This window comes from Rhodococcus sp. 27YEA15 (assembly GCF_049739425.1).
Classification (GTDB): domain Bacteria; phylum Actinomycetota; class Actinomycetes; order Mycobacteriales; family Mycobacteriaceae; genus Rhodococcus_F.
Window position 1 is genome coordinate 2974150 of the sequence record NZ_JBMHHW010000001.1, and the last position, 25137, is coordinate 2999286.

General features: G+C 62.3%; 34 protein-coding genes. 28 read left to right on the forward strand and 6 right to left on the reverse strand.

The genetic code is table 11. The annotated features are described in order from the left end of the window. Window positions 1–13: 13 nt before the first annotated feature. The 28 genes from ABH922_RS13910 to ABH922_RS14045 all read left to right on the forward strand — a co-directional run bounded on the left by ABH922_RS13910 (window position 14) and on the right by ABH922_RS14045 (window position 23217). The gene (locus ABH922_RS13910; RefSeq protein ID WP_424807469.1) at window positions 14–223 is read left to right on the forward strand and encodes a hypothetical protein; all 210 of its coding nucleotides are present in this window, start codon (window positions 14–16) and stop codon (window positions 221–223) included. Continuing rightward, window positions 216–575 carry a hypothetical protein gene (locus tag ABH922_RS13915; protein WP_424807470.1) on the forward strand — a complete coding sequence of 120 codons (360 nt, stop codon included), beginning with the start codon at window positions 216–218 and terminating at the stop codon, window positions 573–575. Before ABH922_RS13910 ends, ABH922_RS13915 begins: the two co-directional genes overlap by 8 nt. Continuing rightward, window positions 550–2091 (forward strand): hypothetical protein, encoded by a 1542-nt coding sequence (locus ABH922_RS13920; RefSeq protein ID WP_424807471.1) that lies wholly within the window; start codon window positions 550–552, stop codon window positions 2089–2091. Before ABH922_RS13915 ends, ABH922_RS13920 begins: the two co-directional genes overlap by 26 nt. Before the next feature lie 371 nt (window positions 2092–2462). After that, window positions 2463–3380: a phage portal protein family protein gene (locus tag ABH922_RS13925; protein ID WP_424809674.1), complete on the forward strand. Its 918-nt coding sequence runs from the start codon at window positions 2463–2465 to the stop codon at window positions 3378–3380. Further along, a complete protein-coding gene (locus tag ABH922_RS13930; protein ID WP_424807472.1) occupies window positions 3377–4573 on the forward strand; it encodes a head maturation protease, ClpP-related in 1197 nt (398 codons plus the stop codon). The genes ABH922_RS13925 and ABH922_RS13930 overlap by 4 nt, the downstream gene beginning before the upstream one ends. Window positions 4574–4575: 2 nt before the next feature. Further along, complete coding sequence (locus tag ABH922_RS13935) at window positions 4576–4986, forward strand: structural cement protein Gp24 (RefSeq protein ID WP_424807473.1); 411 nt, start codon at window positions 4576–4578, stop codon at window positions 4984–4986. Window positions 4987–5004: 18 nt separating this feature from the next. Further along, complete coding sequence (locus tag ABH922_RS13940) at window positions 5005–5919, forward strand: hypothetical protein (protein ID WP_424807474.1); 915 nt, start codon at window positions 5005–5007, stop codon at window positions 5917–5919. Then, window positions 5919–6302: a hypothetical protein gene (locus ABH922_RS13945; protein ID WP_424807475.1), complete on the forward strand. Its 384-nt coding sequence runs from the start codon at window positions 5919–5921 to the stop codon at window positions 6300–6302. The genes ABH922_RS13940 and ABH922_RS13945 overlap by 1 nt, the downstream gene beginning before the upstream one ends. 16 nt (window positions 6303–6318) lie before the next feature. Then, window positions 6319–6681 carry a hypothetical protein gene (locus ABH922_RS13950; RefSeq protein WP_424807476.1) on the forward strand — a complete coding sequence of 121 codons (363 nt, stop codon included), beginning with the start codon at window positions 6319–6321 and terminating at the stop codon, window positions 6679–6681. Beyond that, the gene (locus tag ABH922_RS13955) at window positions 6668–7003 is read left to right on the forward strand and encodes a hypothetical protein (protein WP_424807477.1); all 336 of its coding nucleotides are present in this window, start codon (window positions 6668–6670) and stop codon (window positions 7001–7003) included. The genes ABH922_RS13950 and ABH922_RS13955 overlap by 14 nt, the downstream gene beginning before the upstream one ends. Continuing rightward, complete coding sequence (locus tag ABH922_RS13960) at window positions 6996–7328, forward strand: hypothetical protein (protein ID WP_424807478.1); 333 nt, start codon at window positions 6996–6998, stop codon at window positions 7326–7328. Before ABH922_RS13955 ends, ABH922_RS13960 begins: the two co-directional genes overlap by 8 nt. Next, window positions 7329–7742 carry a hypothetical protein gene (locus ABH922_RS13965; RefSeq protein ID WP_424807479.1) on the forward strand — a complete coding sequence of 138 codons (414 nt, stop codon included), beginning with the start codon at window positions 7329–7331 and terminating at the stop codon, window positions 7740–7742. It begins immediately after the preceding gene. A 68-nt stretch (window positions 7743–7810) separates the two neighbouring features. Next, window positions 7811–8500 (forward strand): hypothetical protein, encoded by a 690-nt coding sequence (locus ABH922_RS13970; RefSeq protein WP_424807480.1) that lies wholly within the window; start codon window positions 7811–7813, stop codon window positions 8498–8500. A 103-nt stretch (window positions 8501–8603) separates the two neighbouring features. Continuing rightward, a complete protein-coding gene (locus ABH922_RS13975) occupies window positions 8604–8873 on the forward strand; it encodes a hypothetical protein (protein WP_424807481.1) in 270 nt (89 codons plus the stop codon). Beyond that, the gene (locus tag ABH922_RS13980) at window positions 8873–9256 is read left to right on the forward strand and encodes a hypothetical protein (protein WP_424807482.1); all 384 of its coding nucleotides are present in this window, start codon (window positions 8873–8875) and stop codon (window positions 9254–9256) included. Before ABH922_RS13975 ends, ABH922_RS13980 begins: the two co-directional genes overlap by 1 nt. 2 nt (window positions 9257–9258) lie before the next feature. Beyond that, window positions 9259–10065 carry a hypothetical protein gene (locus ABH922_RS13985; protein WP_424807483.1) on the forward strand — a complete coding sequence of 269 codons (807 nt, stop codon included), beginning with the start codon at window positions 9259–9261 and terminating at the stop codon, window positions 10063–10065. Window positions 10066–10077: 12 nt separating this feature from the next. After that, window positions 10078–15213 (forward strand): tape measure protein, encoded by a 5136-nt coding sequence (locus ABH922_RS13990; RefSeq protein ID WP_424807484.1) that lies wholly within the window; start codon window positions 10078–10080, stop codon window positions 15211–15213. Beyond that, window positions 15210–16046 carry a hypothetical protein gene (locus tag ABH922_RS13995; protein ID WP_424807485.1) on the forward strand — a complete coding sequence of 279 codons (837 nt, stop codon included), beginning with the start codon at window positions 15210–15212 and terminating at the stop codon, window positions 16044–16046. The genes ABH922_RS13990 and ABH922_RS13995 overlap by 4 nt, the downstream gene beginning before the upstream one ends. Window positions 16047–16049: 3 nt before the next feature. Further along, window positions 16050–17627 carry a hypothetical protein gene (locus tag ABH922_RS14000; RefSeq protein ID WP_424807486.1) on the forward strand — a complete coding sequence of 526 codons (1578 nt, stop codon included), beginning with the start codon at window positions 16050–16052 and terminating at the stop codon, window positions 17625–17627. Between the two features lie 15 nt (window positions 17628–17642). Beyond that, the gene (locus tag ABH922_RS14005) at window positions 17643–18026 is read left to right on the forward strand and encodes a phage gene 29 protein family protein (protein ID WP_424807487.1); all 384 of its coding nucleotides are present in this window, start codon (window positions 17643–17645) and stop codon (window positions 18024–18026) included. Then, window positions 18027–18731, forward strand: a complete 705-nt coding sequence (locus ABH922_RS14010; RefSeq protein ID WP_424807488.1) for a peptidoglycan-binding domain-containing protein — start codon at window positions 18027–18029, stop codon at window positions 18729–18731. After that, window positions 18728–18871: a hypothetical protein gene (locus tag ABH922_RS14015; RefSeq protein WP_424807489.1), complete on the forward strand. Its 144-nt coding sequence runs from the start codon at window positions 18728–18730 to the stop codon at window positions 18869–18871. Before ABH922_RS14010 ends, ABH922_RS14015 begins: the two co-directional genes overlap by 4 nt. Before the next feature lies 1 nt (window position 18872). Next, window positions 18873–19259 carry a phage holin gene (locus ABH922_RS14020; protein WP_424807490.1) on the forward strand — a complete coding sequence of 129 codons (387 nt, stop codon included), beginning with the start codon at window positions 18873–18875 and terminating at the stop codon, window positions 19257–19259. A gap of 3 nt (window positions 19260–19262) precedes the next feature. Then, window positions 19263–19550 carry a hypothetical protein gene (locus tag ABH922_RS14025; RefSeq protein ID WP_424807491.1) on the forward strand — a complete coding sequence of 96 codons (288 nt, stop codon included), beginning with the start codon at window positions 19263–19265 and terminating at the stop codon, window positions 19548–19550. A gap of 3 nt (window positions 19551–19553) precedes the next feature. Further along, a complete protein-coding gene (locus ABH922_RS14030; protein WP_424807492.1) occupies window positions 19554–20351 on the forward strand; it encodes a hypothetical protein in 798 nt (265 codons plus the stop codon). Beyond that, a complete protein-coding gene (locus ABH922_RS14035) occupies window positions 20321–20644 on the forward strand; it encodes a hypothetical protein (protein WP_424807493.1) in 324 nt (107 codons plus the stop codon). The genes ABH922_RS14030 and ABH922_RS14035 overlap by 31 nt, the downstream gene beginning before the upstream one ends. After that, window positions 20641–22299, forward strand: a complete 1659-nt coding sequence (locus ABH922_RS14040) for a hypothetical protein (protein ID WP_424807494.1) — start codon at window positions 20641–20643, stop codon at window positions 22297–22299. The genes ABH922_RS14035 and ABH922_RS14040 overlap by 4 nt, the downstream gene beginning before the upstream one ends. Before the next feature lie 327 nt (window positions 22300–22626). Next, window positions 22627–23217, forward strand: coding sequence for a hypothetical protein (locus tag ABH922_RS14045; protein WP_424807495.1), 591 nt, complete (start codon window positions 22627–22629; stop codon window positions 23215–23217). A 43-nt stretch (window positions 23218–23260) separates the two neighbouring features. Here the strand turns inward: ABH922_RS14045 and ABH922_RS14050 are convergent, their stop codons facing one another. The 6 genes from ABH922_RS14050 to ABH922_RS14075 form a co-directional block, all read right to left on the reverse strand. Next, window positions 23261–23584, reverse strand: coding sequence for a hypothetical protein (locus tag ABH922_RS14050; RefSeq protein WP_424807496.1), 324 nt, complete (start codon window positions 23582–23584; stop codon window positions 23261–23263). A gap of 1 nt (window position 23585) precedes the next feature. Next, complete coding sequence (locus tag ABH922_RS14055) at window positions 23586–23924, reverse strand: hypothetical protein (RefSeq protein ID WP_424807497.1); 339 nt, start codon at window positions 23922–23924, stop codon at window positions 23586–23588. 90 nt (window positions 23925–24014) lie between these two features. Further along, complete coding sequence (locus tag ABH922_RS14060; protein WP_424807498.1) at window positions 24015–24383, reverse strand: hypothetical protein; 369 nt, start codon at window positions 24381–24383, stop codon at window positions 24015–24017. A gap of 95 nt (window positions 24384–24478) precedes the next feature. Then, on the reverse strand, window positions 24479–24757 hold the full coding sequence (locus ABH922_RS14065) for a hypothetical protein (RefSeq protein WP_424807499.1): 279 nt from the start codon (window positions 24755–24757) through the stop codon (window positions 24479–24481). Further along, window positions 24754–24951, reverse strand: coding sequence for a helix-turn-helix transcriptional regulator (locus ABH922_RS14070; protein ID WP_424807500.1), 198 nt, complete (start codon window positions 24949–24951; stop codon window positions 24754–24756). Before ABH922_RS14070 ends, ABH922_RS14065 begins: the two co-directional genes overlap by 4 nt. Next, window positions 24948–25130: a hypothetical protein gene (locus ABH922_RS14075; RefSeq protein WP_424807501.1), complete on the reverse strand. Its 183-nt coding sequence runs from the start codon at window positions 25128–25130 to the stop codon at window positions 24948–24950. Before ABH922_RS14075 ends, ABH922_RS14070 begins: the two co-directional genes overlap by 4 nt. Window positions 25131–25137: the final 7 nt, after the last annotated feature.

The window sequence follows — 25137 nt, forward strand, 5'->3', positions numbered from 1 at the left end:
GGTGGTGACCAGCATGGATGATGCCGAAACGCTTCGATCGATGAGCTACGAGCAGCGCTCAATGGCACTGGGTGCCGCCCGACTCGCAGTGACGGTCGCGGTTGGCTCTATCGCAAGGGTTACCGGACTGCATTTGAGTGACGCGGGAGCGGCCGAGATCGCTAATTCTGCGGCCGAGGTCCTGGCCGAGCATCTCGATGATGTAGCGGCAAGCCATGGATGACGAGTTCACTCCCCGCGAAGTCGAGGAACTGTGCGACGCCGGCCGGAAGCTCTACACCTCACTACATCAGGACGATGACCCTTACTCGTTGACGGTGCTGATCGTCGAAGCATGTCGAGTCAAGGACCGACTTGATCTTCTGAACCGGCTCAATTCTGGCGATGAGGACGTGTGGTTCGACCTCGTGGCCTCACGCGGCTCTGATGACGTCCTCGAAATCAAGATCGATTCCGGACTGCAGGAGGCGCGTCAGTTGGCGTCGGTGCTGCGGCAGTTGCTCGCCGAGATCCGTCGTCTGAGAGGTGAGGGAACGGAGCCGAAGGAAGATGACGACCTCGCCGGTATTGTATGACGACTTTCCGACACTGACGGGTCGCCAGGAACCACACCATCTTTCAGTTTTCGACGGGTTGACGGATCGCGGTGACGCCGCGGTGTTGCTTGCCAGCCGTGTTCGCAAGACTCAGATGCCGTGGCAGCGGGATGCGATGCACGCGATCCTGTCGATGTCGCCGGACGGTCTGTGGACGCACCCGGATTGCTGCATCATCGTGCCCCGCCAGAACGGCAAGAGCCTGATTCTCGTCCTCCGCTCGCTGTACGGCCTATTCGTCCTCGGTGAGCGGATTATTTACACCTCGCAGCTCTGGCCGACGGCCGAAGATGCGTACAAGCGTCTGTGGTCGATCATCAAATCGCGGCCGTCGCTGAAAAAGCGTGTCGTGAAGAACACTTGCTCGCAGGGCAAGGGGTACATCGAGCTCGACAACGGCGCGAAGATCGTTTTCTGTACCCGGTCGAACGATTCTGGTCGAGGTTTCGACGAGGTCGACCTTGTGATCTACGACGAGGCGTACAACCTCACCGAAGGCGAGATCGCGGCACTGAGTTTCACTCAGATGGCGTCGCAGAACGCCCAAACGATCTACGCGTCGTCGGCGGTGAACCAGGAACAGCACCCGAATGGCGCTGTACTGGCAGCGGTCCGCTCGCGTGGCCTCGCTCAGGAAGAGGGTTTGTACTTCGCCGAGTGGATGGCTCCCGAGTCGATGCCTCGCGATGAGGAATCGACGTGGCAGTACTGCAATCCGTCGTACGGGGTGATCCAGAAGGCTCCGATGATCCGCAAACTCATGCGGGGATTTTCGACGCCGAAGGGCCGCAAGAGTTTCGACGTCGAAGCGTTGGGTCGAGGTGATTGGCCGGTCGAAGAGGTGTCGGTGAAGTGGTCACTGATCACCGAATCCGAGTGGCTCGAGCTGCATGATCCGGCGCCGGAGCTGGTCGGCCCGGTGGCTATCGGGATCGACCGCACGATGGACCGGCAATGGTGGGTGATCGCCGCAGCGCAACGCACGTCGGCCGGTCGAATTCATGTCGAGATCGGGTACTTCCGGTCGGGTAAGACGGCGGCGATCGTAGAGCTGGTCGAGAAGGTCATGGACGCATGGGATCCGTGCGCGGTGGGTACGGACGGCAAGTCCCCGGCGAAGACTCTCGAGCTGCCTTTGCTTGATCTCGGCGTCGAGCTGGTCAAGACGACGACGAATCAGATTGCGACGTCGTCGGACGGTCTGATTGACGACGCGAAGGCGGGCGTGCTCAGCCACTCGAATCAGCCGGTTCTCAACGACTCGGTCGAAGGTGCGGTCAAACGTGATCTGCCAGGCGGCGACTGGGTGCCGAACAAGCAAGGTACGGCGATGGTCGCCCCGATGCTGGCGGTTCAGATCGCCCGGTGGGCGCTGTTGACGTTCGGATCCCGTGCCGCCGGCCCCGCAGCGCTTCCGGCATTCGAAAAGCGAGTGCAGGACGAAATTTCACACAGTTCGGTCAATGCGTTCGATGCTCTGACCGCAGCATTCTAAGGAGGTTGGCGTGGCTCAATCCAAGGCCGCCGCACCGGCACCCGAGATCGGACACATATCCGAGCATGCGACAGATATGCAGCTGTGGAATCAAGGCGAGCGTGTCCCTGAGCTGCAATGGCCACGGTCGATCGAGGTCTACTCGCGAATGCCGCGCGAAGACGGGCGTGCCGCATCGGTCCTGCAGGCGATCGGCCTACCGGTCCGGCGTACGACGTGGCGACTGGCACAAAACGGCGCGAGCGATGAGGTGACCGACTTCGTCGCCCTGAATCTGGGCCTACCCCCGAGAAGGTGCGGAACCTGGGAACACGCCACGCCGGCGGGGGCGGTTCTCGTGGGCGCAGCACCTCCGAAACGCGCTGCTCTCGCTGAAGTACGGGCATTCGTACTTCGAACAGGTCTACCGCTACGACGAAGAGACCGACCGGATCATGCTCCACAAGCTGGCCCCGCGGCCTTCGAGAACCATCAGCGACATCGTGGTCGCCCCGGACGGTGGCTTGATCTCGATCAAACAGCACCCACCCACACAGGCAGGTCGAGTTGTACACAGGCCGAGGGGCGAGTTTGTAGAGATCCCGGTCTCGAAACTCGTTGCATACGTGCGTGATCCTGAGCCTGGGGACTGGATTGGTGAGTCGATCCTTCGGCCCGCATACAAGCATTGGATTCTCAAAGACGAGTTCATGCGTGTGCAAGCCGGGACCGCGCGCCGGAACGGCATGGGTGTCCCTGTGGGAACCGCCTCGAAGTCCGACGACCAGAAGGAAGTCGAGCACATGCGAGATCTGGCTTCGAACTACAAAGGCGGCGATCACTCTGGCGTGGGCTTGGCAAATGGCCAAACCCTCACGCTGGAGGGAGTGAAGGGGAACCTTCCGGATATGCAGCCGCCGATCAACTTTCACGACAAGTCGATCGCACTCGCCGCGCTGGCACACTTCCTCAACCTCGACCGCGGCGGCTCTCATGCCCTCGCATCGGTTCAAGCTGATGTGTTCACACAGTCCGTGCAGACATACGCGGAGTCGATTCAGGACATCGCCAATGCACACATCGTCGAAGACCTCGTGGATATCAATTTCGGCGAAAACGTTCCGGCTCCCCGAATCATTTTCGACGAGATCGGCTCTCAACAGGACGCAACCGCCGCAGCACTGGCGATCCTCGTGCAGAACGACCTACTCGAACCCGACGAGGCGCTTCGAGTGACGCTGCGACAGAAGTACCGGCTACCGGCTCCCGATCGGGACCCCTCGAAAGATGACGAAGGAGATTCCGAGTGAATCCATTGATCCGCGGCCGCTCCAATTCGTCCAAGAAGCGAGATTGGTACCGCGTTACCAATGCCGTGGCCGACGAGCCCGCGGAGATCTTGATCTACGACGTGATCGGCGAAAGCTACTGGGGTGGAGTAACGGCGAGCGATTTCGTTCGAGATCTCGCCGCACTCGATACCGACGAGATCACCGTACGGATCAACTCGCCCGGGGGTGACGTCTTCGACGGCATCGCGATTCTGAACGCGCTTCGCGGGCACAAGGCGAAGATCACCACAGTGGTCGACGGACTGGCTGCTTCAGCGGCGTCGTTCATTGCGATGGCCGGCGACGAGGTTGTCATGTCTCGGAACTCGGAGATGATGATCCACGACGCCTCGAATATTTGCTTTGGCAATGCAGCGGATATGCGCGCGTGCGCTGACGATCTCGATCGTGTGAGCGGCAATATCGCGTCGGTCTACGCCGAAAAGTCTGGTACCGACGTCGAGGAATGGCGCGTGGCGATGCAGACCGAAACTTGGTACTCCGCGCAGGAAGCCGTCGATGCTGGGCTTGCTGATCGCGTTGACGGGGCGGACTCCACGACCAAGAACGCATTCGACTTGTCGATTTTCAATCACGCCGGCCGCAGGGCATCCCCCGCGCCGACGAAACCCAAGAACTCCTCTGCCGCCGAGGCGGAGGCAAACAAGAAGGAGAGCCATATGGCCACCTTGCAGGAAGCCCTCGCGGAGCGCCTCGGCATTGACGCCGACGCCGACGAGGCAACAGTTTTGGCCGCAGTCGACGAAGCTCTCGACGAGCGCGCCGACAATGACGGCACCGGATCCGGCAGCGAACCGACTGCCGAGCAGGTGACGAACTACGCGCAGCGGAACGGCCTGACGGTCGTCGATCATGCGCAGTACACCACCCTCGTTGCAAGCGCCCAGGAAGGCCGCGATGCGCGAGCTGAACAGCTCCGTGCAGCCGACGAGACTTTCGTGACGAACGCGATCGCGAAAGGGAAATTCGGTCCCGCACGGCGCGATCACTGGATGAACGCACTCAAGCTCGACCGTGAAGGAGCTACCGCCGCGATCAACAGTTTGGCCGACGGCCTGATCCCCGTAGCGGAAACCGGTCACTCGACCGAGCCGACCGAAGACATCACCAACGTCCGCGCGAGCGACGCCTACAAGGGATTGGAGGGCTGATCATGGCCGGAATTGTGGTCAAGTTCGAAAAGGGCCGGATCACGCACACCGCCGAAAAGGCGATCGTGGGCGGCCAGGTCGTAGAGCCGGGAGTCAAGGCGCGAAGCGCAGTGCCCGCCGCGGCCGATTCGGAGAAAGTACTCGGTGTCGCACTCGCCGACGCGGCACCGAAAGGCAATCCCGTGCCGGGGCTGCTCTACGTCGGCACAGACAAGGTGACCATCGCATCGGCGCCCGCAGTCGTGCCGATCAAGTCCGACGGTTCCGCCAAGGCCGGTGACCTCGTGGTCGCCGACGCCGCAGGTGCTGTGAAGAAGGCCGGTGAAGATTCCACGATCGCTCAGATCGTCGGCCGTGTCATCGAAGTAAACGCAGACGCGGACAAGACCGTCCTCGTCCGATTGGGAGGCTGAGCAATGGCAGGAAGTAATGTGGTCGTCTCGCTCGACGACGGCACGCAGATCACGGTCGATCAGATCATGGGGAATCCGAAGGTGATTCCGACCAGGGTTCTTGATCTGGTGCGCGACAACATCATCGGAGAGGCACTGTTCCGCAACGCCGGCAACCCTGGCGGACTGCTGGTGCAGTTCCAGCGGTCGACGCCGCTGTTCCTCGACGGCGAACCTGAGGCGATCGCCGAGTTTGGCGAAATCCCGGTGTTCGACCTGGGCGAGGGCGAGCCCGAGGTGGCCCGCGGCGTCAAGGTCGGCGCGGCCGTGCGAGTCTCCCGGGACATGCGCGACTTCAATCAGATCGACAAGCTGCGCAAGCAAGTCAACGGCACCGCAAACACCATCATCCGCGCGAACGACTCGGCATTCCGGTCCGCGCTCGAAAATGCGTCGGTACCCGAAGTCGCCGCGAGCGGCTCGTGGGAAGGGGTTGGAAGCAAGATTCGCTCGGACATCAAGGAGGCGGCGAAGACTATCGCCGGCGCCCTGCATGACGGCGATCCGACCAAGCCCAAGGGCTACGTGCCGGACACGTTGGTGCTCAATTCCGCACTGCTGTACGACTTCATGGACAACGAGGATTTCAACAAGATCTACGTCGGCAACGTCGCAGACCAGTCCATCTCGTACACAGGCAAGCTCCCGAACAAGGTCCTGAACCTGAACGTGCTGCACTCTCCGCTGTGGCCGATGGACCGCGGACTGGTCTGCCAGCGCGGAGTGACCGGCTTCTACGCCGATCCGCGCTCGCTCGAGTCCACCGGCCTCTACCCCGAGGGCGGCGGCCCGAACGGCGGACCGACCGAGACCTGGCGCTCGGACACCACACAGACCCGCATGATCGGCGTCGACGAGCCCGAATCCGCATGCTGGCTCACAGGCATTCAGTGATGGCGGGCAAGTATCGGCTGCGCGCCACGCTGTGGCGCGATCGTGAAGGAGTGCGCCACAGGCGCGGCGACGTCGTCACTCCGCCTGAGGAGGACATTGACCGCCTCCTTCGTGCGCGAGCTATCGAGCCACTGGGCGAGCAGGCTCAGGTGGAAGGCAAATCAGAGGTTGTGGGTTCGCAAGCCGAGAAGTCGAAGGCCGAGCCGGTCGCACCTCAGAATCGGGAGCAATCGCCCGCATCGGCCCAGGCGCTCGAGCGACCGAAAAACGCGGCAGCGAAACCGGTCTGGGAGGCGTACGCCATCGAACGCGGCGTCGAGAACGCTGCGGAGCTGAGCAAAGACCAGATCATCGACGCGGTGAACGCGCTCGACGCCAAGTGAGAGTGGGGGCGCCATCATGACGGATTTCGCAGAAGTACCCGACATCGAAAACGGGTGGCGCCCTCTCACTGCGGCCGAGAAGCTCGACGCGGTATCGAAAATCGGAGCCGTCACCCGCTGGATCAGACGCAAGAGCCACGGCATCGCCGACGACGATCCGGACGCGAAATACGTTGTCGTCGATGTCGTGCGGTTCGCCCTCGCCACCGGCAAGCACGTCGGCCAAACATCGTTCTCGCGCACGGTCGGCGGGGTGACCCGCTCGGGTACATTCGTCGACCCGGGCGGTTCGCTGGTGATCACCGATTTTCATCGAGAACTACTCGAGATTTCGAAGACCGCACGACCGAGATGGAATTTCGGTGATGAGCGTGGATGATCTCGGCAATCAGACCGTGCGCGTAATTGAACGTAAGCGGCTCAAGCGCGCCGTTATGACCGACGTGACGACGGCAGAGTATCCGGGCTGTAGCGTGCAGCCGGTCACCGCAACGGATGGTGTCCCGATCGAGAAAACGTCGAAGTGGGTGATCTTCGCGCCGCCAGGATTCCCGCTGTCGACCGAGAACGTCTTTGACGTCGACGGTATCGGCGAACGCCTACACGTCGACGGCGACCTGCAGCCGTGGGTCGACGAGGACGGGATTGTCGACCACGTCTGGGGGCATCTGAAGAAGTGGGAAGGCGGCGGTAATGGCTGATCCGAAACCTGGATCGTTCCGATTCTCCTCGCGGGATGCGAAGGCGATCATGGCATCGCGCAAGGTCCAGAGTGAACTCGAGAAGGCGGCCAAGCGTGGCGTCGCGGCGTTCAAGGCGGAGGCCAACAAGCGGCGCAAGTCCGGCAAGCTCGCCGACCGGGTCCGTGTCGAGAAGGCTCAGGGTTGGGACGGCCGCCCCGGCGTGCGGATCGTCGCGACGTCGAAGGGCAACCAGTCCGCGCTCTTCGGTACCCGACGCTCGCGGCCGGTGCGCGCGCAGGAGGCTGCTATTCGGGCGATCAACGGCGGACGGAAGGGGCGGTAGATGGTCGTCGAAGCCGATGCCACGCTCTTTCCGGACGTCGAGGATGTCCTGATGGCCTACCTCGCACCACTCGGTGAAGTCGATACCGAACCACCGCAAGAGCATTCGGATTGGATCGGAATCCAGGTCAATCGGGTCGGCGGCGCCAATGACGAGACCGGTGACTATCCGCGGGTGATGATCGTCTGCTACCACCCGGATCCGCGAAAGGCATCGAAACTCGCCCGCAGGGTAGAGAATTACATGGACAGGATCGCCGACGACGATATCGACGTCGAAGACGAACCGAAACCGATCCGTGTCGATTTCTGCCGCGTCGACACCCCACCCGAGGCCGAGCCGATCGAGAATCCGAACGCTCGCACGGTCGTCGCCTATTACGCACTGGGTCTACAGAAGCCCTGGCGGATCTAGCCGCACCCCGTTCACATATCAAGGCCCGCAACGACTGTTGTGGGCCTTTCTCATGCCAGGAGGCATACATGGTTACCGATGCAGGAAAGCTCGAGGTCGCGCGGCATCAACGCGAACTCATCCTCAAGCCCAATCGCATGCACATCTTCGGCATGCCGATGTCCGTCGATCCCATCGAGCACATCACCGAGGGGGCAACCTCGAAGCTCGCCGAATTGCCCCAGGGCGCATTCGATTTCGGACTGCTGCTCAAAGATGACTCGATCACCCTGACCCGCGAGGTCGAGAAGGACGAGATCAACGCGATCGGCTACAGCAACCCGGTGAAATCCGATTTCATCAAGGACATTTCGGGAATCGGATTCACCGGCCTCGAGACAAACCGGTACAACATCCAGAACAACCTCGGTATGGACCTGTCGGAGATGCGAGCGGATCCGGTCACCGGCGAGGTTGCGTTCGATCAGGCTGCGATCGCCGAGATCCTGCAGCTGCGCTACCTGCTGGTTTCGCAGTTCAATTCGGGAGTCGACCGGATCTACCTGTCTCGACTGCTCTACTGCGGCGAGGTCGCCGAGATGGGCGAGCAGACGCTCTCCGATGCTGGTGGCGCGCTGACGTGGCCGACCAAGGTCAACGCGATGGTCGACCCGAAGTACGGCGTCTCGGTCCGTCACTTCTTCGGCGGTCCGGGCTGGGCCCGCGTCCTCGAGGATGCCGGATTCAAGAAGGGCACCACGTCCGGCGGCGGCGGATAGCCGCCACTCAATCGCACCGGGCAGGCGGGGATTTGGCGGTCGACCGCCTGCCTGGTGTTTCCAGACCGCCCCACTGACCGCTATCGAAGAGGAGTAATCCCACATGGGAACGATGAAGACTTTCAATCCCGACGACTGGACTCCGGTCACGCTCGTCGCGCCGGATGGCCGAACGTACACGCCAGGCGATCACATCGAGCACCGACAGCTGCTCACCCAGGGCTACACCGTAGCTCCCGCCGCTCAGGACGCGCCCACATCTCCCAGTACGGCACCCGTGACCGCACAGGCGCCCGCCGCCGAGACCAGCCCGTCCGACGCCGAGGCCAGTGAGAACAAGCCCAAGACCACCCGACGCAACGGAGGCCAGTAGTGAGTAACGACATCGACAACATCGCAACACTGACCGATTTCGACGATCACAATGTCGACACATTCAGTGGTGAACGGCGCGCGAAGAAGGCGCCGTACCGATTCCGGATTGGCGAATCTCCCGTCTTTCAGGTCGAAGCGCCCGACGCCGATGCCGTTCTTGACATCGAGGAAGCGAAGACCTCCCGCCGAGTCCTCAAACTGTTCCTCGGCGACCAGTACGACGACGTCGAGGACTATCTCGGCCCGCAGGATCCCGACACGCTCATCGACGTCATCCGCGCGATGTCTCGACACTTCGGACTCTTCGACGCCGACGCGGCGCTGAATCGCGCCGAGAAGCGTAGCCGTAGCCGCCGCCGCGGTGGTGGTGGTCGTCGGTAGTCATGACACCTGACGATAACGGGTCGGCGGCATCGTTTTTCGAGACACTTCTCGGCGAGGCTGTCGGCCCGTTTTTCGTCATTCTGGACGACGGGACCGAGCTGGCCATCGATGTGCCGAACTCCGACGATGTCGCCGAACTCGACACCACGGCGTCCATTCACGATCAGCTCGATCTTCTCGTCGCCGACGAAGACGTGTGGGACTCGATCGACGAAGCCTACGGCCGCCGGCCGATCGGCGACCTTGCCGAACTGGTCGACGATATTCGCGAGCATTTCGGCATCCTCGTCGCCCCGATGTGCGGCTGGGCGTACCTGGTCAACGAACTCGACCGGTACGGCGCCGCGATCGAAAAAGATCTGTTCGGCAAGCCCGAAGATCTCTACGACTGGGTGCGCGATCACCTGCGCACTCCCTGGGACAAGCTGCTACGCCTACTGCCCGCGCTGCCGATCGGCGGCTGGTATCACGCGGCCATCGCCGACGACGATGACCGCGCCCGTGAAGTCCTCAAGCTCGAAGTCGAAGGAAAACTACCCAAGCCGTCGACCCGGCCGTCACTGGTCGGCTGGACGCCGGAAATCGAGAAGCTGACCGAAGCGGTCGAAACACTGCGCGCGATTCAGCATGGAATCTGGGCTGCATCACCGAAGTTCCAAGGCAAGGGCGGTGCGCCGCCCCGGCCACTACCGCGCCCGCTGACCGCTCGCGAGCGCGTCGAAGAAGAACAAGCACTGGTCGAGCACGACGACATCGCGTCGCAGCTCCTCGGCTCGCGGTACACGCGCCGATTCTCCGAATCTTAAAGGGGGTGAACGATGTCCGACCTACAGGGTGGGCAGACATTCATCAACGTCCTGCCATCGATGACCGGATATTTCCAGCGCATGTCATCCGCGCTGAAAAACAACAAGGTGACGCAGAACGTCGACGTCGCACTCGATCAGAAGCGCCTCGACAAAGCGAAATCCGATCTCGAAAAGCTCACCAAAACCGAAGAGGCAGCTAAGAAGAAGTCCGCCGACGCGACCGGTGCGCAGACGACCGCTGAGGCGAAGCTCAAGCAGTTGCGCCTCGACGGCGTGACCGACCTCGGGCGCATCGCCACCGCCGAGGAGAACGTCGCAAAGGCCAAACGCAACAGCGAGGCTGCGGCGAAGTCCCTGGCGGACGCCGAGTCCAAGCGTGGCGCTGGCGAGCGCCGTGTGCAGCGTATCGAGGCCACATTCGACGGCAGCCGCGCGGAGGCGGACTCGCGCAGCTTCCTACAACGGCTAGCGGCTCGCTCGGAAAGCGAAGGCGACGGGATCGGCAAGAAACTGGTCGGCGGCATCGGTAACGCGATGAAGATCGGGGCTGTCGCGGTCGGTGGCGCCGTTGCCGGCGTGCTGGGCGTGTCGATGAAAAAGGGCATGGATCGTCTGGTCGCGATCGATGACGCCAAGGCGAAGCTGATGGGTCTCGGGCACACGACCCAGAACATCGAGGCCATCATGAACGACGCGATGGCCTCGGTGAAGGGGACGTCATTCGGCCTCGGCGACGCCGCTACTGTCGCAGCGTCCACGGTGGCCGCCGGTATCGAGCCGGGCAAGAAACTCGAACGCACGCTGTCGCTGGTCGGTGATGCTGCGACGATCGCCGGTACCGATCTCGGCTCGATGGGCGCAATTTTCAACAAAGTTGCCTCTCGCGGAAAGTTGACCTCGATGGAGGTCAACCAGCTCGCCATCGCCGGCATCCCGGTTCTGCAGCTCCTCGGCAAGGAGATGGGTAAGACCACCTCCGAGGTTCAGGCGCTGATCTCCTCTGGCGGTGTCGATTTCGAGACTTTCCAGAACGCGATCGAAAAGGGCATGGGCGGTGCGGCCCGCGCCGGAGACACGTTCTCTGCCGCTACCGCGAACGCCGGCGCTGCAATGGGCCGTCTCGGTGCTGCAATCTTGGATGCGCCGTTCAAGATGGCCCCGAAGTTGATCGGAAAATATACGGCCTTCATCGACGGGCTGACCGACAAGGTCAAGGGCATTCAAGAGCTGCTGATGACCGGCACATTCGGTGATGCGTGGGAGAAAGCTTTCCCGGGAAAGGATCTCGACAACTCGCTCATCGGGAAATTCCTCGTCGAGACGAACCAGAGGGCGGTCGAGCTCGGCGCAACGCTGAAGCTGTTCCGCACTGGCGACTTCGATGCAGACATCGGTCGCGCCCTCGGCGTGGACGAGGATTCCGCGCTCGTCGACAAGATTCTGCGAGTACGCGACGGCGTCGCCGGGCTGAAGGAGTTCATCGCCACCGGAAATATCGGTGAAGAGATGGCGCGGGCGTTCGACTTCGATATGCCGCTACTCGGCAAGATGGAACGCGCCCGTGAGACGGTCATCGAGTGGGGCGGTCAGATCGGCCGAATCCTCGGCACGGTGAAAGACACCTTCGTCGAACTCGGGCCACCTGTCGGTCAGATCATCGGATCTCTCGCTGAGGCATCAGCGTCAATCGGCATCAGTGTGTGGTCGATTTTCCTCGACACCCTCGAAGCGCTGCTACCAATCATCAAGGACATGATCGTCCCCGCAGTGCAACTACTCGCGGATCTGATGAAGGAAAACCAAGGCGTCGTCACCGTGCTCGTGGGCGTATACACCGGGTACCGACTCGCGATTGTCGGGGCCAGGGCTGCACTCATTGCCAAGTCGGCCGCCATTGGAGCATGGACGCTCGCTGTCAAGCTCGGCACTGCGGCCGTGCGGATCAAGACAATCGCAGTGCGAGGGCTGTCCGTGGCAACGAAGGTTGCAACGATTGGATTCCGAGTAGCCGCGGCAGCGGCACGGTTGTTCGGCGCTGCACTGAAGGCAAATCCGATCATGGCGATCATCGGTGTAGTCACGCTCTTGGTCGGCGCGTTGGTGTGGTTCTTCACGAAAACCGAACTCGGCAAGAAGATCTGGGACAAGGTCTGGGGCGGCATCAAGGACGCGATGTCGAAGGCATGGGACTTCCTGCGCCCGATCTTCGAGAAGATCGGCGAGATCGCCTCGACGGTATTCTCTGCGATCGGTGACATTTTCTCGTGGCTATACGACAACGTGATCTCACCGGTTTTCACCGGCATCAAGATCGCTATCGCGATCGTCATCACGGCATTCCTGCTGTGGTGGGACTACGTCAATTTCGTCATCGGCCTGATCGGCGACGTACTGACGTGGCTGTGGGAGAACGTCGCTCAGCCTGTCTGGGAAAAAATGAAAGAGGCGCTGGCGAAGGTCGGCGAGTTCTTTTCCTGGGTGTGGGAGTCCCTGATCAAACCGGCCTGGGAGGGCCTCGGTAAGGGCATCTCGTGGGTGTGGGAGAACGTGATCCGGCCCGTGTGGGATGGCCTGAAATTCGCCCTGGGCAAGGTCGGCGAGTTCTTCTCGTGGGTCTGGAACTCGGTCATCAAACCAGCGTGGGAGGGCCTCGGTAAGGGCATCTCCTGGGTGTGGGAGAAGGTCATTCAACCGGCATGGGACGGCCTGAAGAAGGCGCTCGGCGCGGTCGGCGATTTCTTCAAGTCCGTGTGGGAGGGCGTCATCAAACCCGCGTGGGATGGTCTCGGGAACGGGATCAAGTCCGTGTGGGAGAACGTGATCAGCCCGGCGTGGGACAAGATGAAAGAAGGACTCGGCAAGGTCGGCGAGTTCTTCGACACGATCGTCAAGGGCATCCGAGACGTCTGGGACAGGCTCAAAGGTTACCTGGCCAAGCCGATCAATTTCATGATCAATACCGTCTGGAATGAGGGTATTGCTAAGGCGTGGAACAAGGTTCGGGATTTCATTCCTGGCCTGTCGGAGGCGAAGCCTCTCGCGGGAATCCCGGAGCGCGCCACTGGTGGCCCGATCGTTGGACCTGGCACCGGAACGTCGGATGACGTGCTGATGTGGGGCTCGAACGGCGAGCACATGATGACCACCAAGGAGGTCCAGAAGGTCGGCGGCCACAATGCCGTCTACGCGCTTCGCGACATGATCATGCGCGGCATCCCTTTCTCCTGGGACGGCGGCAACCTCATCCGCGAGATGGGCCGCGACAACGTCAACGCCTACGGTGCTCAGGTCGCACAACACGGCCTCGGCAATGTCGACCCGCAGGGAATGTTCGACTGGCTCCTACCGAAGTATCGGGACGGCGGCGAGATCCGCCCGATGTGGGAAACCCAGCTCGAGAACGGTCACCGTGCGGCGAAGATGCGCAACGGCAATCCGTACACATGGGGATTCGAGGACTGCTCGGGCTACATGTCTGCGATTGCCGACGCCATTATCAACGGCGGTAACGGGTCGTGGAAGTGGGCTACCGGATCGTTCCCTGGCGGTCAGCCGTGGGTTCCGGGTCTCGGTCAGGGTTTCTCGGTCGGTGTCCACGACAATCCGGGCGGGCCTGGCGGTGGTCACACTGCCGGCACGTTGACCGGTGTCGGCGGGTACTCGACCACGAACGTCGAATCGGGAGGCGCGCACAATTACGTCGCGTACGGCGGCCCGGCTGCAGGCGCGGATTCGCCGCAGTTCGCGGGCAGGCATCCAGGGTTGTTCCATCTGGCGATCGGCGCAGATGGTGCATTCGAATCCGGAGGCGGGGGCGGTGGCCCCTCCCCTGAACAGAAGAAATCGTTCGTGCAGCGGAAAATCGCCGATGTCCTCGATTTCTTCCTCAACCCTGTCAAGGAGCGCATTGCGGGCGACGTCGGTAGCCCACCTCCGGCATGGCTGGGTATCCCTCCCGGATATCTGGACACCGGCCGCGACAAGGTGTCCGGATTCTTGGCGGGCACCGTCACAGGGCTCGGTGATCTGCTCGGCTCTGTATGGGACAAGGCCAAAGGCATCGGCGGCCTGTTCCGTGACCAGGGCGGGTGGATACCGACAGGGCGGTCGATCGTCCGCAACGAGACCGGCAAGCCTGAGGCGGTGCTGAACTGGGATCAGATCGAACTCATCCGGGACATCCTCGGACGTATCGGACTGGGCGGCACAGACAAGGTCGCCAAGGAGGGCGAGGTCATCGCGCCGGTCGACTGGGCTGGAGCGGGCTTGCAGATCGGGACGTCGTTCCTGGCGGAGATGGGTAACGATCTGCTCGCAATGTTCGGTATCGGCAAGCAATTCGAGGGCCTGCAACTGGTCGACGAGCACGGTCGCCGCGCCGACGAGCCTGGCGAGCGGAACGAGGCATCGTTCAACGAGTCGACGAGCGAATCGGATTCCAGTGCATCGGATTCGGCAGTCACGGAGTCCACGGTCTCGGATTCGACGTCCGTGGAGCTCTCCACGCCGGCCATCGAGGCATCGTCGAGTGACGAGTCCCCGATGTCGGTGGTCGACACGGTCAAAGCCGCATTCAAGCCCTACGGCTGGGATACCGGTGAGCAGTGGGCCGCTGTCGACTGGATCATCCAGAAAGAATCGGGCTGGAATCCGTTGGCGCGTAACCCGAAATCGGGTGCGTTCAGCTTGTTCCAGTTCCTCGGGTCGACGAAGGATCAGTATCTTCCCGACGAGTCCGAGGATCCGGCTGTGCAGGGTGCGGCCGGTGCGAAGTACATTCGCGACCGATACGGCGATCCTGTACGGGCACGGACGTTCTGGGAGAAGAACGGGTACTACGACCAGGGCGGTATGGCGTTCGGTAAGGGCTTCATGCTCAAGGACGTCATTCACCCTGAGCGTGTCCTGAGCCCTCGGCAGACGGAGGCATTCGAGAACCTGGTTCCGATGCTCTCCTCGATGCAGATGGCGACCACAGCGCCCGGTGAGGTCATGCCGGATGCGGCGCGCAGCGCACTCGAATACGCGCCGGTCAGTACCGGTGCGACGTACATCATCAACGGAAAGGCGGATCGAGGAACCATGAGCGAGTTGGGTATTCACGAACGCCAGTCCTCGCGGACGTACGGATCGAGGATGCGATGATCGACCTGCGGGATTCGATCTCGATTCGCGGTGTCGATGGTGCGTCCTGGGCTCTCGGTGGCCCGGGGCGCACCGCGAAAGATGCGTGGATCACCGGCGGGTTGGCCGCGCTGTTTCAAGCGGCCCCGCGGACCCCGACTCGTACGTCGCGTGCGTACGAGATCGGGTCCACCCCGCGGATGGTCAAAATCGAGGAACGTCTGCTCGATTTCCGGGTACGCCTCGAAGGGCGCACCCGGCGCGATCTCGAGCAGCTACTCGCGGCCTGGAATCGGTCGTGGTCGATGTACGCAGACACACAGCTCTTCACCCGATCGCTCGAGTGTGGGACACGCAGCATCAAGGTTCGGCTCGATCGTGACATCACGATCGCGACGGAACATTTCTCGATGCAGTCCACGAAAGTCGATCTCGAGATGGTCGTGGTCGCTTGCTGGCCGTACCTGACATCGGGTACCGACGAGCTGACATCGGATTTCCCGGCCGGGAGGTCCGAGCACAGGTTCGAGATCCACAACCCGACCGATGTGCCGCTGTGGATGGAATGGGGCGGCACACCGATCACCTCGGCGAAACTGCCGGACGGGCTTTCAGGCCGGATGGTGCCGATACAGGCGCAGACGAACGTCTGGAAGGCCCGCACGCGCGGCGGGCTCGAAAAACTCTCGTCGGCGGACGGCACGAACCAGCTCAAGGGCTTGCGAGGTCTGAGTTTCCTGTACGAGATCCCACCGAATACCCCGCCGACGATACTGCCGGCGGAAGTTACCGCGGCTGTGCCCGGAAAGCTCCGGGCGATCATGCCGCGCTACCACGAAATGCCCTGGGGGTGAGTCATGCCGGTCTATGACCTCGACGAGGGCCTACGGGTCATCGACGAGCGATACGAGCACGACCTCGCGCAGGCGAACGCCCGGCCCCGGGTGAGCATCCTCGACAAGGATCTCGAGCTGGTCGGCTACGTCTGGGGCGAGGACGACGGATCTCGCGAGGTGATCTGCAATGATGCGGGTGAAGCGTTCGTGACGATCCCCGCCGAGGACGATCTCGCGCAGTGGCTGATCGATCAGCCGAAAGATGCCGACATCTTCCTGTTGTTCGAATCCGAGTACGAGCACGAGTGCTACAAGGTTTTCGACATCGAGGTCGAGACCGACGAGAACGGCATCAGCGCAGTGCGGCCGGTGGCATTGCATATTTTCGACGAGATCAAACACATTCAGTGTTGGCCGAACCCGATGCGCACCATCCTGGTCCAGACACCGAAGACGGATCTGCGATTCGGCAACGCGATCAAGGTGATCAAAGCGTTCGCGCACATGAATCTGCTGCGCGAGCAGCAACCCGGCTGGAATCCTGCATTCGACATCTGGAATGCCGCGAACTGGCGAGCGAATTTCGACAACGACCGATGGCCGATGGTGATGATTCCGTACATCGCCGAACGTGACGGTATCGCAGAGTGGACCGCACTCGGGTCGAGGATGAACAACCTCTACGACCTGATCGCATCCACCCTCGATGACGCGGGAGTCCAACTGACAGCGAAGTTGTGGCGTCGAGGTGACCCGCAGCCGTGCCCGTCGCACTTCACCCTCACCCGCCCGACGATCGTCTTCGACGTCGTACGCCGCTCGGTCGCCGCCGGCATCACGGGCACGATTCTCGATCCGATCCGCGACCTGATGCGGATCATCCGATCCGACGGCACATCCGAGACAGTCACGATCGCTGACCCGAACAACAACCCGAACCACGCCAACGACGACGACCCGTACATCATCTTCCGTAGAGGGCAATATCTCGGGCTGCGATCGAAAATGACGATCCACAAGCCGATCGAGCACACGATCACCACGGGCGGCAAGAGCCCGGACTCGATCAACCAAGGCGCGAAGCTGATTTCGAACATTCTCCTCGGCCTGCTCGGCAGCCTCATCGGCATGCCCTGGCTCACGCTCGGGATTTTCAGCAAAGCAGTCGAGGATGTGATCCTGGCGTGGGCGGTCTACACCGACCACGAACGCAAAGCGGCGATGGGCCGATTCGCGCACAAATCAGGATTCGAATCCGGTGGCGGCGTGGCTATTTCTCCGTCCGGTCTGCAAACCGGGCGTGTCGGGCTGCACAAGGCTCGCGGATACGTCTCTTTCGCCGCGGACTTCGACGACGGTAGCGGCGGTTTCTTCATGGGCCGCCATATCGAGGTCGGCATCCGATGCGGCTTCGAGATCGGTGACCGAATTTGGCTCTCCAACATCGCATCCGGCAAACAGTCATGGTCGCGCACCATCGCCCCGTTCTGGGCGTTCTCGGTCGGCGACTACCGCGCCGGTGAACCCAACGGCACCAAAGCACTCCGGCACGCCGAAACATTCATGGGCGCATTGCGTCAGGTTTCGAGTGCCACCTGACCCGAAAGGACACCAGTGGACACCTCGCAAGAACTCAGCCCCGAACTGCACGAGGCAATGCCGCCGGACATGCACCCCTACGCCTACGCATTCATGCACCCGGCGATGCAGAACGCACTACCGAAATTCGAGCCCGACGAAATCAACGATCTCGCCCGCCATATCGAAAATCTCGGTTTCCGGCCCGTCGCCGACTGCCTCATCAGGTACGACCCACCCGAAGATGGCGACCTCCATCCGCACAACCCCGGTAAATGGTCGCCGAAAACGCGGCCACGACCGACACCACCGCCGACGGCGGTCGAACGGTTCGTAGCCCGCCTCAACGACCTACCGGAAAACCAACGCGCCGAAGCCATAGCGGCGCTCACCAAATCGGTTCCACCAGAGGAGGAATAGATGTCCTGGCGCACTGCAATCGCTCTCGACGAATACCGCAACGAGGTAAACCGCCGATTCCCGAACCGCTCCAAAGCATCAGACGGAACAATCGGCGACAACGCTCACGCCGGACAGGGCAAAGGCTCCGATCACAATCCGTGGGTGGTCAAGAACGGCGTCGGCGTCGTGCGCGCATTCGACCTCACTCACGACCCGAGGAACGGCGTCGACTGCGACAAACTTTCCGATTACCTGTTCGAGATGGGCAAGGCCGGAGATCCGCGCCTACGCAACCAGGGCTACATCATCTTCAACTGGTGGATCACCAACCCGGACTGGCGATCCTGGCGCCGGTACACCGGCAGCAACGGGCACACCAGCCACATGCACATCTCATTCTCCGTCGACGGATACGACAACCGCGGCGACTGGTCGAAGGCATTCGCGGGCATCGTTGTTCCCACTCCAACCCCGATCACACCTACCCCACCAACCGCTGGACCGAACCCGCTCCCCACCCTGCAACGCGGTTCAATCGGACCCGATGTCGCCTACCTACAGAATCAGCTCAATCGCATGTTCTCGAGCTATTCAACCCTGGCAGTCGACGGCGATTTCGGCCCCGCCACAGAGGCGGTTGTGCGGCAGGTGCAGAGCCGGTCCGGCCTCGCAGTCGACGGCATCGTCGGCCCAGCCACCTGGCGCGCGGCCGGTGTCCGATGAAAGGCGCTGCGGCAATCGCCGCCACCGCCGGACTCGTCACCGCAGGCACCGCCTGGGCAATCGCTTGGGCGGTCTGGCGCTGGGCAACCGGACACGCCGTCATCGCCCGATCCGATCACTACGAGCGGAGGAACTTCTGACATGGCAATTCTCGACACCATCCGCGCAGTCATCCCGGCGACTGCGCGCACCCAGTACTACACGTACGTCGCGGCCGTCGTGCTACTGCTGTCCGGGCTCGGCTACGTGGCCGAATCGGTGGCATCACTCTGGTCGGCGGCCGGTATCGCATCCGTCACACTGGTTTTCGCGCTACTGCACTCGACGTCGCCGTGGCGGACCGCACTCTACGGATTCCTCGCCGCACTCGCACCACTGGCGCTCTGGTACTCGATCGGCACCGCGACAGGCTGGGCGGCCGTGCTCACATTCGCGGCCACCGTCTTCGGCATCACGAAAGCAGCGAGCAACACCATCGTGACAGCTGTCCCCGGGGGCCGTCACCGCGCGCCGGAATCGAGCAGGTGATTCATGTTGCTCGAATTACTCAGCCCCGAGCGGATTGCGGCGATCGGCCTCATCATCACCGGCCTGTTCGGTTCCTGGTTGACGTCGAGAGTCCGCCACCTCGAATCCGAGGTGGCGGACCTGAAAGCGCAGCGGAAGAAAGATCAGGGCGTCATCAAGGTTGCGCTGCGCTACATCAGAGATCGGATCAGCTACTCCGAACTGCTGACCGGCCTGCTCCGCCAGCACGCGCCACACGTCGAGATCCCACCCGAACCGGTCACACCGGACGAGCTGAAAGATGATGTGTGAGAGATGACTTCGCCAGACGGATGGTCCAGTGGATATGACCCCGGATGGGGCGACATGGGCGACATGGCCGATGAGTACGGCCGTGAGATACGAAAGATTCAAAAACAGGGTGAGGACAACGGCATCCTGATCACTGGCTACGGCCGGCAGATTGCCGATCTCGAGGATGTCACGCGCACCGGAGTGACGACACCTGCATGGGCATCCGCCGGCGGCCGAGATCTGATCTCGTTCCCGGACACCATGATGCAGATAATCGACACCTTCACCGATACCGGGGCCTGGGATTCAGTGATACCCGCCTACAACCCGGCCAAACGTGCAGCCGAGTTTGCCTTTCTACGTGGAGGTTTGGATCGAGCAACGCCCCTGGAAGTGCTCCGCATCATCACCGGCTCCGACTCCGGATTGTTCGGAATCGACGCCTGGTATCTCGGCATCTACGGGTACGACCAGCCCGGCAACCGGATGATAAAAATCTGGGACTCGGGCGACATCAAGGCGATTCTGGCCAGGCAGAGGCGTCGCTATCACATCGCAACCGGGCTCAATCTGATGGCCGAGCCCGATCAACTATTCGCGGTCGCATCGCTGCAGATCGCCCCCGGACTCGCCCAGCGCACCAGAGGGCTGGGGGCGATCCAGCTGACGAATATTTCCGAGGAGGACGGGACGATTCCCCAAGCGCGGCATGCCCGACTCAGTAACCAATCGAGCCTGCCGTCGACCGTGCCTATGGGAGCGTTCGATTACGACAGGCGTCGGCTCATGTGGGCAGCATTGGGGGCGTCGTCGTCGTGATGATCGAGGGAAAGCTTCGGGTCTCAGCGGCCGAGCTGGCACAGTTCGCTGCACCCGCAGTCGGTGGCATCGCGCCGATCGCACCCCATCTGTGGATCATCGAAATGTCGACGGGCGCAACGCAAGTGATTCGATCGGGCGACTACGAGAGCCTTCCCGCAGGCTGGGTGCTCCTGATGACCGGACCTGATCCGGACTGGATTGCGCAATGGGACGGCGACTGGCAGCGCGCATGCGATGAGCAAATCAATCCAATCCTGTCCGAACACGACGATGAGAGTGAAGAGCCATGACTGTCATCAAGGAAGATTTCACCGATATCGCACTCGCGGGCGTCGACATCGTGATCACTTTTTCCGCCGAAGCCGGTCGACCGAAGTCCGGCAACACCGGCCTACTGGCACCGAAACCGGTACCCGTGCGCGCAATGAATGGACAGCTGACCTCGCCGGGGCTCGACGGCGGGCCGGGTCGGGTGTTGATCGAGGCCGGAACGTGGATTCAGTCGTACGACATCGTCATCCCCGACACCGGCACGCATCGACTGCGCGACCTGATCGAGATGTACGAGATTCCGGATCCGCCGGCCGTCTCGCTCGTGAAGCGGTACCTCGACGAGACCGTGGAGGCCCGCGACATCGCGGTAGCAGCCGCCGAAGGTGTCGCGGGTATCGCCGACGACGTCGAGCAGGTTGCCCAGGACCGTGCGGCGGCCGAGCTGGCGCGCAATCAATCAGTGGAAGCTCGCGGTGTCGCGGAGGGCGCAGCGGTATCGTCCGGTAACTCTGCAACCAATGCCGCCGATGCCGCCCGCGATGCGAAGAGCTTCCGCGACGAGGCCGAAGGTTTCGCTACAGCAGCGAACGGAAGCGCTGAGGCTGCCGGTCAGTCCGAATCTGATGCCGCACAACATAAATCCGACGCAGAATCCGCTGCGAACCTGGCCACACAAACAGCCGCGGGAATCCAAGACGTCGCCGCCGATGCCGCCCAGGTATCGGCAGATCGGCAGGCAGTCGAGTCGGCTGCCGCAGCTGTCGCCACGGACCGCCAAACCGTCACCGAAGCGCGCGACGTCGTCGTCACCGCCGAGGGTGCTGTCGGTCAGATCCAGACCGACGTCCTACAGATCAAGAGCAGCATCGAGAACACCGCCACGACCGTGGCCGCCGATCGGCAGGCATCGGAGCAGGCAGTCACCGATGCGACGGCGCAGGCGCAGCGAGCAGAGGACGCGGCCGAGGGCATCATCGCGGGCGCAATCCTCGACGGATCGGTCCTCACGTCGAAGCTCGCCGCCGATGCGGTCACGGTGCCGAAACTGGCTCCTGACGTCCGCACCTCGCTCGGCAAAGCGGACACGTCGATACAGCCGAGTGATCCGCGACTATCCGATGCCCGTACGCCGACCACGCACACCCACACCGAGGCGCAGGTGACCGGCCTGACCGCGAAACTCGCCACGAAAGCGGATCTCGACGGCGGCGGCAAAGTGCTGGCGGCGCAGATTCCGGTCGAGGCGCGCGCGAGCTTCCGGGGTGTGGCGCATTCGGAGGCGGCGATGATCGCGCTCGGCGGCGAGCGCGGCGACTGGTGCACTCGCAGTGATCGCGGCACGGATTTCCGGCTGATAGCGAATCCCGCTGCGGTGCCTACGAATTGGTTGGAGGCGACGTATCCGGCGTCTCCGGTGTTGTCGGTCAACGGCAGGAAAGGTGCGGTCGACACATCCAGCGCGGACATCACCGACGCCACGGCGGTAGGTCGGGCGGTCATGCGGGCCGCTGACGCAGCAGCAGCCCGAACGGCGATGGGCGCAGGAACGGGGAACTCGAACCTGACAGTCGGCACCACGGCGACGACGGCGCTGCGCGGCGATGCGATTCAGGTTGTCTCGTCGATCCCCGCCAATCCCGTGGCCGGCGTCCTCTACTGCATCCCGGAGTGAGCCATGCCCAACGTTGGTAATCAGAAAATCAAGACGTTTCAGGTCGGCAGCCAGCGGATCAAGGAAATCTGGACGCTCGTCGGCGGGACCATGCGCCGGGTCTACTCAGCCATCCCACCATTCACCCCGTCCGGGATGACGAAAAACGGTGATTGGGCTCCCAGTTCGACATTTCCATGGGTCACAGTCCCGGCGTGGACAGCAGATACCGGGTCGACTGTCGTGAGCAACGGGGTCGCGGTGCGGGGGACGAAATCCGATGCTGCTGTCATCTCGCAGGTGAGGGTCCGAAATACCGCGAATGGCGGCAACGAATGTGCTATGCGAATGCTCGTCGACGGCATCGTCGTAAAAACCGGATCGGTCGTATCCATGAGCGGTTCCCAGACTGTGGACCTGTCGCTCTCGACTGATCCGATATCTGTGAGCACCGGCCAAATCGTCACCGTGCAGATCCAGGGGCGGCACGGATACCTGGAGGTCCAGGGTGGGGCAGATACCTGGGTCCATATCGATAGGCAGCCCCTGGGGATGACGAAAAACGGCGACTGGGTTCCGACTGCAAACGGGTCGTGGCTCGCAGTGCCCGCATGGGCCGCAGACCCCGGGGCCACGGTTTCTGGAAACGGCGTCCAGCCTCGGGATGCGAAACCGAGCGCGATCATATCCGGGCAGCTGAGCGTGGTCAGCCGGTCGGGCCTGTATGCGGTCGATGTACGCCTGAAGCTCGACGGCACGGTCGTGAAGACGATCACCGACTTCCCTCTCGACGCGTGGGCGACGACCAATGTTCCGATCTCATCCGGCCCGATCGCGGTCGCCGTAGGCCAGGTCGCGACGATCGAATGCCGGTTCGTGAATTGGGCCAATGCCTTCACGATCCAACCCGGCGCGAACACGTACGTCCGCATCACCTGATCGACAAAGCCCCCACCTCATCGCGAGGTGGGGGCACTTTTTGTCACTTCCCGAGCCACTTCCGGATTGTCATCCGGTCCACGCCGGCATCGCGTGCCGTGCGCGTCTCCGCCTGCCCGTCCTCCACGGCCATCACCGCCAACTGTCGCACCGCGATTTTCGCGCGCCGCAGCTCGTCGCCGACTTTCGCGACCGACGTCTCACCGAGCATGTACTGCACGGCCGCCGACAGGGCAGCATCTCGCTCGTACTGGTCGTCAGGATCGGGGTATATCTCACCCACCCGATCCGCCTCCCGGTTCAGTCGCGCCCGCTGCTCATCGTCCAGCTCATCCCACGCCGGCCCTGCCCAATCCTGCATATCCATGTCATGCCTCCATTGCGTCGAATGCCGCGTCGATCAGATCGAGCAGCGTGTCGGTGATCGGGGTGACCGAGATGATCGAGGTCGGCATGATCAGTCGGGCACCGAGGTGAGCGTCCTCGTCCTCGTCGTCAGAGTCCGGCCCGTCCAGCTCGACGACCACCGAGGTGGCATCGAACGGCACACCCGATCCGGCGAGGTAGGTAGCAAGCTCCTCGAGGCTGTCGCAGACGGAGATTCCGGTGCGTACGTCGTCGGAGCTGTACGACTCGGAGACCTGCAGCTCGGGATCGAGGAGTGCTGCGGTATCGAAGTCTGCGGCCTGGACTCGGTAGTAGCTCATGTAGAAAACTCTACAGCCTGCTTGTAGAAAAGTCTACAGAATTGAGAAATCCCGCCACTCGGCCGAGTGGCGGGATTCTTTGCGTGTCAGCTACTCGATGTTGAATTGCTTCCGCATTTCATCCAGTGTCAACGCGCCGAGTGATTCCCCGTCGGGTAGTGCCGTGTCGATCCGAACTAGGTACTCACGGAGTCGGGTCGGGACCGGAAGCGTCTCAGCGATTGGTCCGGCAATAAACTCCGCGAGGTTTTCGAACGTATTGATTTGCCGGAATTTGGCGACCGTAAAGCCGACCTTCGCCGGATCGAAGACGACCGACAGGATTCCATCCTGGCATGAAATTACCGATACCGATTCGGCGATCTTGACGCCACTGCGCGATCGCTCGGCAACGAATTCCTGGGCGAGTTTGACAATCTCTTCGTCAGTTGGAGCGTTCAGTGCATTGCTGGTGGCCATAGTGTTCCCTTCGCGGAAGTGGGCAAACTGGACGGTAGGTTCAGGATGCCCGAGGCCCCACCCGATCGCAACGGAACGGGTGGGGCGTCTGTCGGTTACGGAAGTGCCGGCGGTTGGTAGTCGCCGAATACGCCCGTTGGTTTCCCGGCGAGGTAATCGCGGTCCTGCAGATCGGCCCTAGTTGCGATGACCCGCTCGGCGGCACGCCTGACGTTCCGGCGATGGGCAGCGAGCCCGTAACCGGCACCCGCGCCGACTACGACCCAGACGAGCGCGCCGAGCCACAGTGTCGAGATCATGCAGCCGAGCAGCCCGAGCGCGCTCACTCCGAGTAGCGCCCAGCAGGCGATGGGGATGATCTTCGATTGGGTCATGTCAGGTCCGTTCTCGCACCACGTCCGGGGCGGTTGGCGTTCCACTCGTCGATTGTTTCGGGTGCCCAGCCGAAGTTTCGGCCGACCTTCACATCCGGTTCGGGCAGGTAGCCGAGTTTGTCGTAGCTCTTGATCGTGCCGAGAGCCACGCCGAGACGTTCGGCTATCTCTCCCCGGCTCAGGTAGACCTTCATCGGTTCGTGCCGATGTCGGTGCGCTTGAGTTCGTGGCGCACGATGGCTATGCCAGTGATCGCCCACCCGATGCCCCAGACCACCGCGCGGGTGGGTGTGAAGTTCTGGGCGAGCATCGTGGCGGCGAAGCCGGTGATGACGATGAATACCGCGATCGGGGCGGTTGTCAGCTTTCGCATTGTGCCA